Annotated in this window: 10 protein-coding genes; 6 read left to right on the top strand and 4 right to left on the bottom strand. The window is 72.1% G+C overall.

The genetic code is table 11. The features are described from left to right. Positions 1 to 53 precede the first annotated feature (53 nt). From NMN56_RS14685 to pgfA, 3 genes are all read left to right on the top strand, one after another. On the top strand, positions 54 to 1,781 hold the full coding sequence (locus NMN56_RS14685; protein WP_274044743.1) for a lytic transglycosylase domain-containing protein: 1,728 nt from the start codon (positions 54 to 56) through the stop codon (positions 1,779 to 1,781). Between the two features lie 200 nt (positions 1,782 to 1,981). Next, entirely contained in the window at positions 1,982 to 2,116 is a 135-nt protein-coding gene (locus tag NMN56_RS14680) for an SPW_0924 family protein (RefSeq protein ID WP_274044742.1), read from the top strand. An 11-nt stretch (positions 2,117 to 2,127) separates the two neighbouring features. Then, positions 2,128 to 3,114, top strand: coding sequence for a cell envelope lipid trafficking protein PgfA (gene pgfA / locus NMN56_RS14675; RefSeq protein WP_274044741.1), 987 nt, complete (start codon positions 2,128 to 2,130; stop codon positions 3,112 to 3,114). A gap of 71 nt (positions 3,115 to 3,185) precedes the next feature. Here pgfA and hrpB read toward each other — a convergent pair whose 3' ends face one another. The 3 genes from hrpB to NMN56_RS14660 form a co-directional block, all read right to left on the bottom strand. Next, positions 3,186 to 5,678, bottom strand: coding sequence for an ATP-dependent helicase HrpB (hrpB, locus tag NMN56_RS14670; RefSeq protein WP_274044803.1), 2,493 nt, complete (start codon positions 5,676 to 5,678; stop codon positions 3,186 to 3,188). 110 nt (positions 5,679 to 5,788) lie between these two features. Then, positions 5,789 to 6,694: a class I SAM-dependent methyltransferase gene (locus tag NMN56_RS14665; RefSeq protein ID WP_430542576.1), complete on the bottom strand. Its 906-nt coding sequence runs from the start codon at positions 6,692 to 6,694 to the stop codon at positions 5,789 to 5,791. Positions 6,695 to 6,723: 29 nt separating this feature from the next. After that, positions 6,724 to 6,864 carry a hypothetical protein gene (locus tag NMN56_RS14660; RefSeq protein ID WP_274044740.1) on the bottom strand — a complete coding sequence of 47 codons (141 nt, stop codon included), beginning with the start codon at positions 6,862 to 6,864 and terminating at the stop codon, positions 6,724 to 6,726. A 283-nt stretch (positions 6,865 to 7,147) separates the two neighbouring features. Here NMN56_RS14660 and rpsA point away from each other — a divergent pair, with 283 nt between their 5' ends. Continuing rightward, positions 7,148 to 8,677, top strand: coding sequence for a 30S ribosomal protein S1 (gene rpsA, locus NMN56_RS14655; protein WP_274044739.1), 1,530 nt, complete (start codon positions 7,148 to 7,150; stop codon positions 8,675 to 8,677). 216 nt (positions 8,678 to 8,893) lie between these two features. Here rpsA and NMN56_RS14650 read toward each other — a convergent pair whose 3' ends face one another. After that, complete coding sequence (locus NMN56_RS14650) at positions 8,894 to 9,943, bottom strand: right-handed parallel beta-helix repeat-containing protein (protein WP_274044737.1); 1,050 nt, start codon at positions 9,941 to 9,943, stop codon at positions 8,894 to 8,896. A gap of 348 nt (positions 9,944 to 10,291) precedes the next feature. On the opposite strand from NMN56_RS14650, the gene NMN56_RS14645 reads away from it, so the two are divergent. Both NMN56_RS14645 and NMN56_RS14640 read left to right on the top strand, forming a co-directional pair. Beyond that, positions 10,292 to 11,251: a proteasome assembly chaperone family protein gene (locus NMN56_RS14645; RefSeq protein ID WP_430542574.1), complete on the top strand. Its 960-nt coding sequence runs from the start codon at positions 10,292 to 10,294 to the stop codon at positions 11,249 to 11,251. A 327-nt stretch (positions 11,252 to 11,578) separates the two neighbouring features. Continuing rightward, complete coding sequence (locus NMN56_RS14640; RefSeq protein ID WP_274044734.1) at positions 11,579 to 15,115, top strand: hypothetical protein; 3,537 nt, start codon at positions 11,579 to 11,581, stop codon at positions 15,113 to 15,115. Positions 15,116 to 15,118 lie beyond the last annotated feature (3 nt).

The following is a 15,118-nucleotide window of genomic DNA, read 5'->3' as shown; positions in this document are numbered from 1 at the left end:
TGCCGTAGGGTCACAGGTGATTGCGTCCCCAGGGGAGAGGACGGGACTGACCCATGGCGCGGTACCACGGCAGGCACGCAGCAGCCAAGCAGGACGGCACGAGCGCGCATCGCAGATTTCTCGGCGGCAGCAGACTGCGCAGGGGACTGGGCGCGACGGCGGTCGCGGCCGTCGCCATGGCGGCGCTGACCGCGTCCCAGGCGCCCGGCGTCGAGCTGGGAGGCAAGGGCGCCGACGGGAGCAACGGCCGTACGGACGGTGGGAACGGGGCTCCGGGCGACGACTCGTACCACACGGAGCTGCCCCCGCTGGAGACACCGAACCCGCCCGGTTCCGCACCGGGAGCGCCGGGCGCCGGCGGTGACGAGTCCGGCATACCCGCGTCCGTGCTCGCGGCCTACAAGAAGGCGGCCAGGTCCCTCGCTTCCTCCTCCTCGGGATGCGGGCTGCGCTGGGAACTCCTCGCCGCCATCGGCAAGGTGGAGTCGGGGCAGGCGCGCGGTGGCGCCGTCGACAAGGAAGGCACGACGCTGCGGCCGATCCTGGGCCCGGTGCTGAACGGCGAGGGCTTCGCCAGCATCAAGGACACCGACGGCGGCGAGTACGACGGCGACGCGGCCTACGACCGCGCCGTCGGACCCATGCAGTTCATCCCCTCCACGTGGGCCCGCTGGGGTGCCGACGGCAACGGCGACGGCAAGAAGGACCCCAACAACGTCCATGACGCCGCGCTCGCCGCCGGCCGCTATCTGTGCGCCGACGGCCGCGACCTGGCGGTCAAGGCGGACCTCGACCGCGCGATCCTCAGCTACAACAACTCCAGCGACTACTTGCGTACGGTCCTCGCCTGGTTCGCGTACTACCGCGACGGCGCGCACGGCGTGCCCGACGGCGAGGGCGTTCTGCCCACCTCGCCGGGCGCGGGCGGTCTCGACGACAGGCCGGCCAAGGGCTCTCCCGAGCGGGCCGGCGACGGCGGCTCGGGCGGCAAGAAGCCGGGCAAGCCCGGCAAGCCCAGCGACAGGCCCAGCAAGCCGGGCAACAAGCCGGGGAACGGCGGCGGCAACACCCCGAGCCCCTCGCCGACCCCGCCCGGCAAGCCCACTCCCTCCCCGAGCCCCACGGCCCCCGCTTCCCTGGAGCGGGTCGGAGCGCAGGAGTTCACCGCCGTCGCCGGCGACGACTTCGCCGGGAGCCCCCGCGTCAAGGCCGAGACCTCCAAGGGCAAGGGCGTCAACGGCGTACGCGTCCAGTTCGAGATCCGCGGCGAGACCGGCGCTGTCTTCGACGGCGGCGCCAAGCGCAAGACCGTCAGCACGAACGCGGACGGCGTCGCCACCGCACCGAGGCTCAGCTCGGGTACCAAGGCGGGCGACTTCACGGTGCGCGCCACGGCGCCGGGCAGGGGCCTCAAGGCCGTCGACTTCAGGGCCTCGGTGACAGCGGCGCAGGCGGACACGCTCGCACGGACGGGTGAGGGCGCCCTGGAGAGCGCCAAGGGCGGCGACTTCGCGAACGACGTCGAGGTCAAGGCCACCCGCAAGGGCAAGGCCGCCTCCGGTGTCGCCGTGAGCGCGGCACTGTCCGGCGGCGCCAAGGGTCCGTTCTTCAAGGGCGCGGACAACAAGCCCCTGCGGGCCCTCAGCGGCCTCAAGACCAACTCCAAGGGCGTACTCAAGCTCCCGCAGCTCCACGCCGACGACAACCCCGGCACGTACACCCTCACGCTCAAGGCCAACGGTGGCGCGAAGCTGACGGTCAAGCTCACGATCAAGGACTGACCCCGCGGCCAACGGCCGCTCCAGCGCGACCACTTGCCCCCCGGTGCCCGGCACCGGGGGGCAAGCGCGTCGAGGGGTGCGCGCTCCGTGTCACAAGGTCCGCGCCGGACGGTTCCCATCCACAGCACGCGTTGCTACGGTGCCCGGGCCCTGACGAAGCGTCAGTTATTCGCCGGCACAGATCCCACGGGAGGTGCAACGTGCGTGCCCTGCTCGCGGCAGGCATCGGACTGGCCGCCGCACTCGCCCTCGTCTTCACGATGACCGCTGTCGGCGTGCCCTCCGGCGAGACCTCGCCGAAACCGCTGCACACGTCCGTCCCCGAAAAGCCCTAGCTGGAGGCAGCATGCGCAGGAAAGCGAGCCTGGTCCTCCTGGCCTTCGCGGTGTTCTTCGCCGCGCTCTCGCCCCTGATGCGCTGGTACGCCTTCCCGCGCCTGGCGAAGATCCCGCCCAGCCAGTACCAGGACATGGTGCTGGAGGCCAAGAACGCCACCCTTCTCGACTACACCACCATGAAGTCCAAGAAGGTCGACAAGGTCAGCATCGTGCAGACCCTCAAGGGCAATGTGAAGGAGGCCGAAAAGGTCAAGGAGAGCACGGGCCGCGACGTCGTCGTATGGGACACCCTCAGCTACGTCGCCGATCCCAAGGGCAAGATGGTCTCCCAGATCCCCGAGCGCTACATCTTCGACGCGCACACCCAGGAGCCCGTCAACGCGCCCGGCGAGCACGTCGACGGCGACAAGGTGCGCCGTGAGGGCATCGAGTACAAGTGGCCTTTCCTGACCGAGAAGCGCGACTACGAGTACTACGACTTCCAGGCCAGGACCACGGCGCCGATCCACTACAAGGGCACCCGTACCGTCCGCGGCCTGGAGACCTACTACTTCGAGCAGGACATCCCCTGGACCAAGGTGAAGGTCCCCAAGAAGCTGCCCGTGGGCGCCACCCCCGAGATGGTCGAACAGGCGGGGATGGAGCGCTGGTACAGCACGAAGCGGATGTTCTGGGTCGATCCGGTCACTGGCGCACCCGTCGACGGGCAGGAACTCCACAAGGAGGAGATGCGCTGGACGGGCAAGCCCGACAAGAAGCCGCTCACCGCCTTCGCCGGGCACGTCAAGATGCGCCCCGACTTCCAGGACGCGACCGTCGAACTGGTCAAGTCCCAGCGGCAGTTGGTGCTCGCGCTGACCTCGTACCTGCCCTGGGGCTTCCTGGTACTGGGCGCCCTGCTGCTCGCGCTCTCCCTCACCCTGGAGGCCCGCGGACGCCGCCCGGGACCCGGCATCAGGGCCGAGGAGCCCGAGTCCGACCCCGTACCCGTCTGAGCCGCAGTCGCACAGACCCCCGGGGCCCCGCACCGGCTCCCCGCACCGGGCCGCTGTACGGGCCCGCGGGCTCAGCCCCGCCTGCCGGGCCGCGCGTTCGTCCTCCGCGTCGGCTCGGCGGCCGACGGGTCCTGGGGCCACGGGTGCTTCGGGTAGCGCCCGCGCAGCTCGGCCCTTACGCCCCTGTAGCCCTCGCGCCAGAAGGAGGCGAGGTCGGCGGTGACGGCCGCCGGGCGCCCAGCGGGGGAGAGGAGATGCATCAGCACGGGCACCCGGCCCCCCGCCAGCCGGGGCGTTTCCCGGGCGCCGAACATCTCCTGCAACTTGACCGCCAGTACGGGCTGTTCGGGCCGCCCGTAGTCGACACGTACGCGCGACCCCGACGGCACCTCAAGCCGCTCGGGCGCCAACTCCTCCAGGCGCGCGGCCTCACCGGTCGACCACGGGAGCAGGGAGTGCAGCAGATCGGCAGCCGCCGGCAGCCGCTGTCCCGTCAGCCAGGTGTCGGCGCTGGACAGCAGCACCTCGTCCGAGACATCGGGCCAGGGCTCGCCCAGGGCGTGGTGCAGGAAGGACAGGCGCGCACGCAGCGCGACCGCGCCGTCCGACCACCGCAGCAGCCCGGTCCCGTGGGTGCGCAGCGCGTCCAGCAGGGCCGCCCGTACGCGTGCGGGTCCCGGGTCGCGCAGGGGACGCGAGGAGAGTTCCACGGCACCGAGCGACTCCACCTCCCGCGCGCTCACCGCGCCACGCTCCGTGTCCCACAGCACCTCGCTCCGTACGGAACGCAGCGCTCCAGCAGCCCCTGTGGCCGTCTTCTCGTCCACGGCCGCCGCGAGCCGTACACGCGCCGACGCGGCGCCCACCGGCCGGTCGGCGACCGCGACGGCGAGCCAGGGCACGTCCCGCAGCCGGCTGTCACGCGCCAGCTCGGCGCGCGTCCCGCCCACCATCAGGTACGACGTGCCGTCCTGCCTGCGCGCCAGCCGCTCCGGCTGGGCCAGCGCGACCACCGTGCCCACGGCCGCCTCGTCGGAGAGCCCGGCGGGACGCGCCGTCTCCTCGCCCAGCAGCGCCCGCAGCCGGGCGGTCTCCGCGTGCCAGCGGGCGCCGTACGGGTCACGCCGCCCGGCCCCGCGTGCCATACGCAGCGCCTCGACGGCGTCGTCGCCGTAGCCGTGCGTGCGTGGCGGCTCCTCGCTGAGCAACGCCACGGTCCCTGCGGCCAGTTCGCTCCCCACGGCAGCAGCGCCGTCCAGCAGCGCACGTGCCAGCCGGGGGTGCAGCCCGATACGGGCCATCCGCGCGCCCCGCGCCGTCGCGCGCCCGTCCTCGTCCAGAGCACCGATCGCCAGCAGCGTGCGCCGCGCCGCCGCCATGGCGCCCTCGGGGGGAGCGTTCAGCAGCGCAAGGCCCGTCGCGGTCGGATCGCCCCAGCACGCGGCCTGGAGCGCGAAGGCCGTCAGGTCGGCTACGGAGATCTCCGGCGACGGCTCGCGCGGCAACGCTGTTTCCCCGGCGGCCCCGGCGGCCGACCAGCACCGGTAAACCACCCCGGGCGCCTCACGCCCTGCCCGCCCGGCACGCTGCACGGCCCCGGCGCGCGAGACCCGCACCGTCGCGAGTGAGCCGAGCCCCCGCGCGTGATCCGTACGGGGTTCGCGCGAGAGTCCCGCGTCCACGACCACCCGCACACCCGGAACGGTCACGCTCGATTCGGCCACCGCAGTCGAGAGGATCACCCGGCGCCCCGCGCCAGAACCGCCCCGCAGCACCGCGTCCTGCACCCCGGCTGGCGCGCGCCCGTGCAGCTCCAGCACCTCGGCACGTACGGCGCCGCCGCCCAGCAGCGACGCCACCCTGGCGATTTCCCCGACCCCCGGCAGAAAGCACAGCACATCGCCCTCCCGCACCTCCTCCAGCGCCCGCCGCACCGTCGCCGCCACATGCCGCAGCAGCGCCGGGTCCACCCAGGTGCCGTGCGCGGGCCGCACCCCCGAGGGCGGCGGCGACTGCCGCACCTCGACGGGATGGCTCGTCCCCTTCCCCCGTACGACATCCGCCTCCAGCAGCCGCGCCCACGCCTCGCTGTCCTGCGTCGCTGACGCCGCGGCCAGCCACAGCCCGGGCCTGAGCGTGGCCCGTACGTCCAGCAGGAAGGCCAGCGCCGTGTCGGCGTCCAGGTGCCGCTCGTGGCACTCGTCCATCAGCACCACATCGACGCCGGGCAACTCCGGGTCCCGCTGGAGCCGTTGCAGCAGCACCCCCGTGGTGACGACCTCCACCCGCGTTCGCGGCCCGGCCCTGCGCTCCCCGCGCACGGTGAAGCCCACCTGCTCGCCGGGGCGCTCGCCCAGCAGCCACGCCATCCTGCGCGCCGCCGACCGCGCCGCCATCCGCCGGGGCTCCGCGACCAGAACGTTCCGCGCGGGCACCCCGTCCCCGAGCAGCCCCGCCAGCGCCAGCGGCACCAGCGTCGTCTTGCCCGTGCCGGGCGGCGCGTGCAGCACCACGGCGCCCCGTGCCTCCAGCGCTTCCCGTACCTCAGGGAGCGCCGCCGCCATGGGCAGCGCCTTCAGCTCGTCGTCACGCCTCACGCGTCCAGCGCACCTCTCACCCGTTCCCGCACCTGTCCCACGGCCGATGTCCCACGGCCGATGTCCCACGGCCGCCCTCAGTCGCGCCGGCACACGAAGATCGCCGTGCCGGGCAGGAGGCGCCCGCGCAGCGGGGACCAGCCGCCCCACACGTTCTGGTTCCACTCGGGCCACTCGGGCTCGACGAGGTCCACGAGCCGGAACCCGGCCCCCACGATCTCCCGGACGCGGTCCCCCATGGTCCTGTGGTGCTCGGCGTACACGGTCCGGCCGGCCGCGTCCTCCTCGACGTACGGCGTCCTGTCGAAGTAGGAGGCCAGGACGGCAAGGCCCTCCGGCCCCGGCTCGTCGGCCAGCGACCACCGCACAGGGTGCGTGAGCGAGAAGACCCACCTGCCACCGGGCCGCAGCACCCGGCGTACCTCGCGGAAGACCCGCTCGGGGTCGGCGACGAACGGGATCGCGCCGAACGCCGAGCACGCCAGGTCGAAGGAGCCGTCGGCGAAGGGCAGCGCACGCGCGTCCGCCTCGACAAGGGGAAAGCCCTCGTCGCCGAGGCCGGGTACCCCTTGGTTCAGGCGCAGCGCGTGCTGGAGCTGCCGGTGCGAGACGTCCAGCGCGACCGGCCGCGCGCCCTGTGCCGCCAGCCACCGCGAGCACTGCGCGGCGCCGGCGCCGATCTCCAGCACATCGAGACCGCGCAGCTCAGCCGCCGGCCCGAGCAGTCCGGCATCGGCCTCGTCCAGGCCCTCGGGGCACCAGACGAAGCGGGCGTCGCCCAGGAAGTCACCATGATCGTTCTGGTACTCGTCCGCGTTCCTGTCCCACCAGCCCCGGTTCGCGCGGCTGCTCTCGCGCCCACCGGCCTGCCGCCGCACGGCCTCGGCGTCCTCGTCGTCGGTCAGGCCCACGTCCACGTTCCCGTCACTCTGGGCGAGATCACCGCGGTACGGGCCCTCACCTGCCTCGTGCTTTTGTTCCATCGCACCTGTCGCCGTACTCTCGTTGACATTCATTCCTGGTCGCCGCCACCCGCCACCACCGGCCGCCGCCACCCGGCCGCCGCGCGCCCGGCGGGTGTGAAGGGGCGGAAGAAGTGCCGCAGCGGGCCGTCGCTGACCGCCGTCAGAATGCCGGTGAACGCGCTGCGCACGCACCATCTGGCCGAGTTCTACGGCGAGTTGTGCCGGGTATGGGGCGATCCGTCACAGGTGTGCTCTTTCGCGCATTGACCCTGCCCAGCGGCCCCCGTATGCTACAAGTTGCGCTGCGGGCCTGCGCGCCTCAGACGGAGCAGGTCGCGCTCGCATCGGTTGTGTATCCCCTCGGGTCTCCGCCTCTCAAGGCTGTTCCGGCTGGCTACATGTGGTGCGATCAAAGGCTCACGGCGTGGCAGTACCTACGACTCAATGTCCGTACCGGAGACCTTTACCCACATGACGAGCAGCACCGAGACCTCCGCCACCACCCCGCAGGTTGCGGTAAACGACATCGGTTCCGAGGAAGAATTCCTCGCCGCGATCGACGAGACGATCAAGTACTTCAACGACGGCGACATCGTCGACGGCGTCATTGTGAAGGTCGACCGGGACGAGGTCCTGCTCGACATCGGTTACAAGACCGAAGGTGTCATCCCTTCCCGTGAGCTGTCGATCAAGCACGACGTGGACCCCAACGAGGTCGTAGCCGTCGGCGACGAGATCGAGGCCCTGGTTCTCCAGAAGGAGGACAAGGAAGGGCGCCTGATCCTCTCGAAGAAGCGTGCCCAGTACGAGCGCGCTTGGGGCACCATCGAGAAGATCAAGGAAGAGGACGGCATCGTCACCGGTACCGTCATCGAGGTCGTCAAGGGCGGCCTCATCCTCGACATCGGTCTCCGTGGCTTCCTCCCCGCCTCCCTGGTGGAGATGCGCCGCGTCCGCGACCTCCAGCCGTACGTCGGCAAGGAGCTCGAAGCCAAGATCATCGAGCTGGACAAGAACCGCAACAACGTGGTCCTGTCCCGCCGTGCCTGGCTGGAGCAGACCCAGAGCGAGGTCCGCCAGACCTTCCTCACCACCCTTCAGAAGGGGCAGGTGCGCTCCGGCGTCGTCTCCTCCATCGTCAACTTCGGTGCCTTCGTGGACCTGGGTGGCGTGGACGGACTCGTGCACGTCTCCGAGCTGTCCTGGAAGCACATCGACCACCCCTCCGAGGTCGTCGAGGTCGGCCAGGAGGTCACGGTCGAGGTCCTGGACGTCGACATGGACCGCGAGCGCGTCTCCCTGTCGCTCAAGGCGACCCAGGAAGACCCGTGGCAGCAGTTCGCCCGGACCCACCAGATCGGCCAGGTCGTCCCCGGCAAGGTCACCAAGCTGGTTCCGTTCGGTGCGTTCGTCCGCGTCGACGAGGGCATCGAGGGCCTGGTCCACATCTCCGAGCTGGCCGAGCGCCACGTGGAGATCCCGGAGCAGGTCGTCCAGGTCAACGACGAGATCTTCGTCAAGGTCATCGACATCGACCTGGAGCGCCGCCGCATCAGCCTCTCGCTGAAGCAGGCGAACGAGTCCTTCGGTGCCGACCCGTCGATCGTCGAGTTCGACCCGACGCTCTACGGCATGGCCGCGTCCTACGACGACCAGGGCAACTACATCTACCCCGAGGGCTTCGACCCCGAGGCCAACGACTGGCTGGAGGGGTACGAGAAGCAGCGCGAGGAGTGGGAGCGCCAGTACGCCGAGGCGCAGAGCCGCTTCGAGCAGCACCAGGCGCAGGTCATCAAGTCCCGCGAGGCCGACGAGCAGGCGGCGGCCGAGGGTGCCTCCACCACGAGCGCTCCGGCGCCGCAGAGTGGTGGCAGCAGCCAGAGCAGTGGTGGCGGCGGCGGTTCGTACTCCTCCGAGGGTTCGGAGGACGACGGCGGCGCGCTTGCCTCTGACGAGGCGCTTGCCGCGCTCCGTGAGAAGCTCGCCGGTGGCCAGAGCTGAACTCCCTCAGCTGAGGCGGGGAGCGTTCCCGGCCGCTGAGTGACAGCCTGAACCGAGGCCCGTACCCCTTCCGGGGTGCGGGCCTCGGTCTTGTGCGGGCGGATGTCTTGCGCGGGGGCCGGCCGGTCTGTGCGGGGCCTGACCGGCGTCCGCTGTGGTGGGGCCTGGCTGGTCTCTGGCTCGGCCTGGCCGGGCGTGCGGCTGTGGTGGGGCGGGTCAGCCGACCGGGATTCCCGGGTTGGTCAGTCCCTTGCCGCCCTTGACCGTGTTGTCGCCGGAGACCGTGACAGGGCAGGTGTCCGCGTCGTAGTTGGTCACGTTGATCGCGAACTGGTTCCTGCCGGAGGCGCCGGTCAGATCGGACTCGTTGCCGCGGAAGACGGTGCCGCAGCCCCAGCCGTCCTGTTGCTCGTGGGTCTCGAAGCCGTTGTTCGTGGTGTTCCTGCCGGTGTTGTTCTCCACGAGGACGCCGTTGCCCTTGATGTCCACCCAGGAGTCGTCGTAGTTGGCGCCGGTCAGGCCCTCGCCGTCGAAGGTGTTGCCGATGACGCGGGCTCCGGTGGTGCCCTCCTTGATGTCGATGTTCTCGCCGCCGACGCCGGGCCCGATGACGTTCTTCTCGATCAGGATGCGGTCGCTCCTGTCGTCGGTGCCTCCCCCCGACTTCGTCCGGGAGGTGCCCCCGGCGCTGCCGACGTAGACGCCCTCGCCCATGCCCCGGCCGTTCTTGCCGGTGTCCCGGATCGTGGAGTTCCGGATCGATCCGTCGGAGCTGGACTTGCGCCAGTGGACGGCCTCCATGTCGAGATCGCGGACGGTGACGCCGTCGATGTGGACGCCGTCGGCGCCGTCCATGACGATGCCCTTCTGGCCGCCGGTGACGGTGAAGCCCTTGAGGTTCCAGTGCCCGGCACCGTTGAGGTGGAGGCCATAGCCGCCGCCCGCCGTGAGGATGGCGCCTGCCGAGCCTGTGAGGGTGATGGGGGAGCCCTTGTCGCCGGCTCTGGTGGTCTTGAAGTTCCCGGTGTACGTGCCGTCCGCGAGCCGGATCGTGTCGCCCGGTGCGACCCTGGCCAATGCGTCCTTCAGCCCTGTGCTGTCCCGGACCTCGATGACCTCGCGGGTTCCGGTGCCGTGATTTCCGGCGTCGCTCTGCGCCCCGCTGGAGACGGCGCCGGTGGCCAGTACGGCGCCCGTGCCCAGCAGCGCCGCTGCCGGGAGGGTGAGGAGGCGCCGTGCGGTGGGGGTGGGGGGTGCGGGAGCCATGCGGGTCTCCTCGTATGTGAACGGCGAACATTGACATGAACTTGTCGCGATGCGGGGGAAGCTAGGGTCACCATGGGGGCGCGTCAAGATGAGAGGGCCCAAGAAGTTAGGAAACTTTCCAGTCGGCGGGCGGTGCCTTCGCGGTTGGCCTGCGGACCCTCCGTGGTCGGCGTGCGCGCCTTCGCGGTTGGGCGCGCGGTTTCTCGCGCCGCCTGTCCGTACGCCGCACCTGTACGCCTCACCTGTACGCCGAAGCCGTACGCCGACCTGTACGCAGGACCTGCGGGGCCGGGAATGCCGTTCCGCCAGCGGACGTTGACGCTATGTATGCCAGAGGAGCGTGAATCAGTGGATCCGCAGGGTTTGTACGCGTGGGACCAGAGCGGGCTGGACGCCGTCGACGCCATCGTCGGCGAGCCGGACAGCGCCGGTCTGGTGATGCTCTACCACTTCGAGGGCTTCATGGACGCCGGTGAGACCGGCGAGCAGATCGTGGAACGACTGCTGGACAGCCAGCCCTACGTCACCGTCGCCCGCTTCGACGTCGACCGGCTGATCGACTACCGCGCGCGGCGCCCGATGATGACGTTCCGGCGCGACCAGTGGGTGTCCTACGAGACGCCGAAGCTGGAGCTGCGGCTGATGCGGGACGCGACGGGTGCGCCGTTCCTGCTGTTCGCGGGGCCCGAGCCGGACAGTGAGTGGGAGCGTTTCTCCGCCGCCGTCCAGGAGATCGTGGACCGGCTGCGGGTGCGGCTGTCCGTCACCTTCCACGGGATCCCCATGGGCGTGCCCCACACCCGCCCCGTCGGCCTCACCCCGCACGGCAACCGCACCGAACTGGTGCCGGGTCAGCGCGGGATCTTCGACGAGGCCCAGGTTCCCGGCAGCGCGGCAGGGCTGACCGAGCTGCGGCTGTCCGAGAGTGGACACGACGTACTCGGCGTCGTCGCACACGTCCCGCACTACATCGCGCGTTCCACGTATCCGGACGCTGCCCTCGTCGTCGCCGAGGCGATCACCTCGGCCACGGGCCTCGTCCTGCCCGACGTGGCACACGCGCTGCGGAACGAGGCGCTGCGCACGCAGAACGAGATCGAGCGGCAGCTCGCGGAAGGGGACGAGGAACTGGTCTCCGTCGTGCGCGGGTTGGAGCAGCAGTACGACGCGGTCGCCGGTGCCGAGACGCGCGGCAACCTGGTCGCCGAGCCGGCGGAACTGCCCTCGGCCGACGAGTTGGGCGCCGTCTTCGAGCGCTTCCTCGCCGAGCGTGAGGGCGAGGGCGGCGAGGGCGGACGGGACATGTGAGGGCGGCAGGAGCGGACCGGGGTGCGCCTCGGTCCGTGGTGGGGTGCGCAGCGGCCCCGTTCTCGCCCACAGCCCCCGTCTCCGGGAGCTTCAGCGCTGGTCCCGGGCGGTGCGTAGGGTCCCTGGCGCCGTGTGAGGGCCCGCGAAAACCGTATGCGAGGAGCCGTCACCGCAGGCATAGTGAAGCCGTGCGGGGGCGGCTCCTTGGCGTGCTTCCTTCTCCTTGCTTTCTTCTGCAAAAAGAGTCGTAGTGCGCCTGCTCTCCGCCCCCGCACGTACCAGCTGAGGGGACGGCGCACGTACGCGTGTGCCAGGGGGGACGCGCACATGGCAGCCGAGGAGCTGGACGCGCTTCTGTTGCGCCGCCGACAGGTCTGCGTCGTCGACTGCGCCGCTGACGCTGGTGGGGGAGGGGCCGGTGATTCCGGTGCCGGTGGGGCAGGTGCCGGTGTCGGGGCTGGTGCTGGTGGTGCTGGGGGCGGCGCTCGGACCGGCGCCGTTGGGGGGTCGGAGCGGCGCGAGGCGCTCGTGGCCGAGGGGCTCACCGTGCTGGAGGCCGAACTCGCCGACCGAGCCCATGTGTTGACGGCTCCGCTGCGCCAGGCGCTCGGTGCTCTCACGCCCCCGGAGCTGGCCGAGCGGGGCAAGCGGCTGCTCGCCGACATCGACGCGCTACTGGGTGCCGATCGCAGCCATATGCCGCTGTTTCAGGACTTTCCCGCCTCCGTGCCCACCGGCCCTGCGCACAGCCTCTACACCACGCGCATCCGTGCGTTCCTCGCGCTCAGCGCGACCCTGCCGTGCATGGTCTGCGGACTGCCCCGCTCCGCCGTTCACGCCATGGGGGAGTGCGGCCATCTCATCTGCGAGCGCTGTTGGAGCGAGGCGGTCGGCTGGGCGTGCTGCGCCGACTGCTGCGAGTGGTACGGCTGCCCCGTCTGCGAGCGGCGCTTTACCACCGGCGGGGCGACCTCGCCGTGGTACGTGCCCGACGCGGGCGAGGCCGACGGGGTACGGGGTGGCGCCGACGGGGCCGACGGGATACCGGGCGGCACGGGCGGCGGGGCACGGGGTGGCGTGGGCGAGGGCGGTACCGGCAGTCCCGTGCGGCCCGGCAAGGGCGCGCCGCACCGTGGCGATGTCCTGCGTGTCCTCTCCCTCGCTCCGTCCCGGGAGGATGCCGTCCGCGAGGAGTTGGCCCGGCTGCTGGCCCGTACGACACCGCTCGACCCGCAGGACCACGACGACCTGTGGCTGCTTCTGACCGAGGTGCCCACCGAGCCGCCCCCGTCCGTGCCCGCGCCTTCGTCGGTGCCCGCGCCCTCGTCCGCGCTACCGTCCCCGTCCCCGGCTTCTGCGGTCTCCGGCGGCTACGCCGTTCCGGCCTGGCTGCCCACGCACATCCCGCTGCGCGAGAGCAAGGCGCTGGCGCTGGACGTGCTCGTCGCATGGGCCGGTGACCTGCGGGATCCCGCGTTGTATGCGGGGCTGGCGGCCGTACTGCGTGCGCGGCTCGACACCGCTACGGACGTGTTGCGCCTGCTGTGCGTGCGTTCGGGCGGCGACCCCGACCTGCTCACGGCGCCCAGGAGGATGCGGGGGCTCGGGCGCCCGCTGCGCCGCCTGCTGCTGGAAGCGCTGGACGGGCTGGCCTTTCCCGTGCTCGCCGAGGACCTGGCGCGGTACCCGGGGCTGTGGCGGCGCGCGGGCGAGGTGCTGCACCCCTTCGAGTACGCCGCGCGCCATCCCCGCGTCGCGCTGGCCTTCGCGTGCCTGCGCGGCACACGTACCGGTCCCGCTTCCGGAGCGCTGGGCCCCCAGCTGCTGGCTGAGGCCGAGCACCACCTCGACCACGTACGCCTCGCGGGGGACCGGCTGCGCCTGACCACCTGGGCGGGACACACCGAGGAAGCGCTCGCCTCCCGCGACATCACGCGCGCCGCGACCCTGCTTGGCCGGCGCCCCGGCGAGCTGCTGCGCCGTCTCGGGCACCTGCTCACTCGGGCAGCCGAGGCCGGCGCCGACCAGCTTCCCGACGCGATCGTGGACGCGCTCACCCACGCGCTGCCCCGCGTCGCGCCGGGTCCGCTGCTGGGCGCGCTCGGCGCGGTACGGGTGCGCGCGTGCGACGCCCGGATTCCCGGTACGGGACGGGGCGTTCGGGCCGGGAACGGGACCTGGACCGGGGCCTGGACCGAGGCCGTCGGGGTCGGGAACGCGACCGACGGCGGGACCTGGACCGGGCCTTGGACCGGGGGCGGGGCTGAGGCCGTGTCCCGCGTGGGGGAGGCGCGTGGGCAGGAGGCCCGTCGCGTGTTCTTCCCGCGTGCGAGCGTGGCCCGTACCTGGGCGGTGCCGGACGTACGGCCGTCGCTGCCCGCGCAGATGGTGGCCGATGTGTGCGCGCTGCTGGAGGGCGAGCTGCTCGACCGGTTCGCGCGGGACGAGCGGGGGGAGGGCTCGGGCCCGAAAACGGGCGAGGGCTTGGGGGAGGGCTCGGGGGTGGGTGCGCGCTTGGGTGAGGGCGCAGGCGGGGGCCAGGGCGCCGGCCGGGTGCGCCCGTACGACCTGGCCGTGCTGGACGCGGGGCTGGCGCTGCTGCCCGTGCCCTCGGCGCAGCGTTCCGTCTCGTCCTCCCTCGTCGCGATCCCGCGCGGCAGCGGTCTGCCGCTGCCCGGGAGCGGGAGCGGTGGCGGGGGCCGGGTGCGGCTGTTCCTGCACTGGACGCAGCCGCGCGCCGTCCGGGTCGATCTCGACCTGTCCGTCGCGCTGTACGACGAGGAGTGGCGGTTCGTCGGGCTGTGTGACTACACGCGCCTGAACTGGGGCCGGGGCGCGGCCGTCCACTCCGGTGACCTCACCTCGGCGCCCGCGCCGCACGGCGCCACGGAGTACGTCGACCTGGACATCCCGCGGCTGAGGGAGACAGGGGCGCGGCATCTGGTGGCCGTGGTGTTCTCGTACAACGACGTACCGTTCGATCAACTCACGGACGCCTTCGCCGGGTTCATGCGCCTGGAGGAGGAGCCGGGCGGTGAAGGGCCGAAGACGCGCGACGGGCGTGAGGGCGCGGGCCGGCAGAGCGCGGGCCGCACCGGTACGGTCCCCGCCGTGCCCCGCCGCACGCGGGCCCGTGCCCGCGCGGGCAGCCGCCCTTCCCCGGGCTACGACCCGCGTACCGTACGGCAGCGCTTCGACCTCACGGGCGACGCGAAGGTCCACTTCCCGATGAGCGTCGACCTCGGTACGGGGCTGGCCCGGTGGACCGATGTCACCCTCGCTTCCTTCGATCGCGGGGGCAACAGCGGGGACGACAGTGGGATCAACAGCGGACACAGCACCGGGGCCGACGGGGGGAACGGGGGTGGCGGCGGACACAACGTGTGGCGCTACCGTTCCCGGCTCGCGCGCCTCGGCCGCGACCTGGACGGCGCCTTCGGCGACGGCAGCCGCGTCTCCCTGTGGGAGCTGGCCTGCCTGCGCGCGGCGGCGCGTACCGAGGGGCCGGTACACGTACGGGACGAGCGTGACCTGCGTACCTACCGCAGGCGCACGGAGGAGAGCGTCCCGGCGTTCGCCGAGCGGCTGACCCGCGACCTGGAGCCGGACGCCGTCGCGGTCGCCGCTGCCGCTGCCGCTGCCACTGCCGGGAACGTACGCGCATTCGCGCCCAGGGAAGGGGAGGGGGAGGAGCAGGGGGCGGAACGGGCCTTCTGCGCGCTCGTTCACGGCGATCTGCCGGACGTGCCGGAGGGCACGCGTGGCACCCTCTACCGGCTGTTCCCCGGCCGGGCCGACGCCTCCGGGATGGAGCGGATGACCGCAGGTGACCTCACGGCCGAGCTGGCGCCGCGCACGGTATAGCGT

This window comes from Streptomyces iconiensis (assembly GCF_028657195.3).
Taxonomy (GTDB): Bacteria; Actinomycetota; Actinomycetes; order Streptomycetales; family Streptomycetaceae; genus Streptomyces; species Streptomyces iconiensis.
Note: the sequence above shows the minus strand (reverse complement) of the source record. Positions and strands in the feature narration are given on the sequence as shown.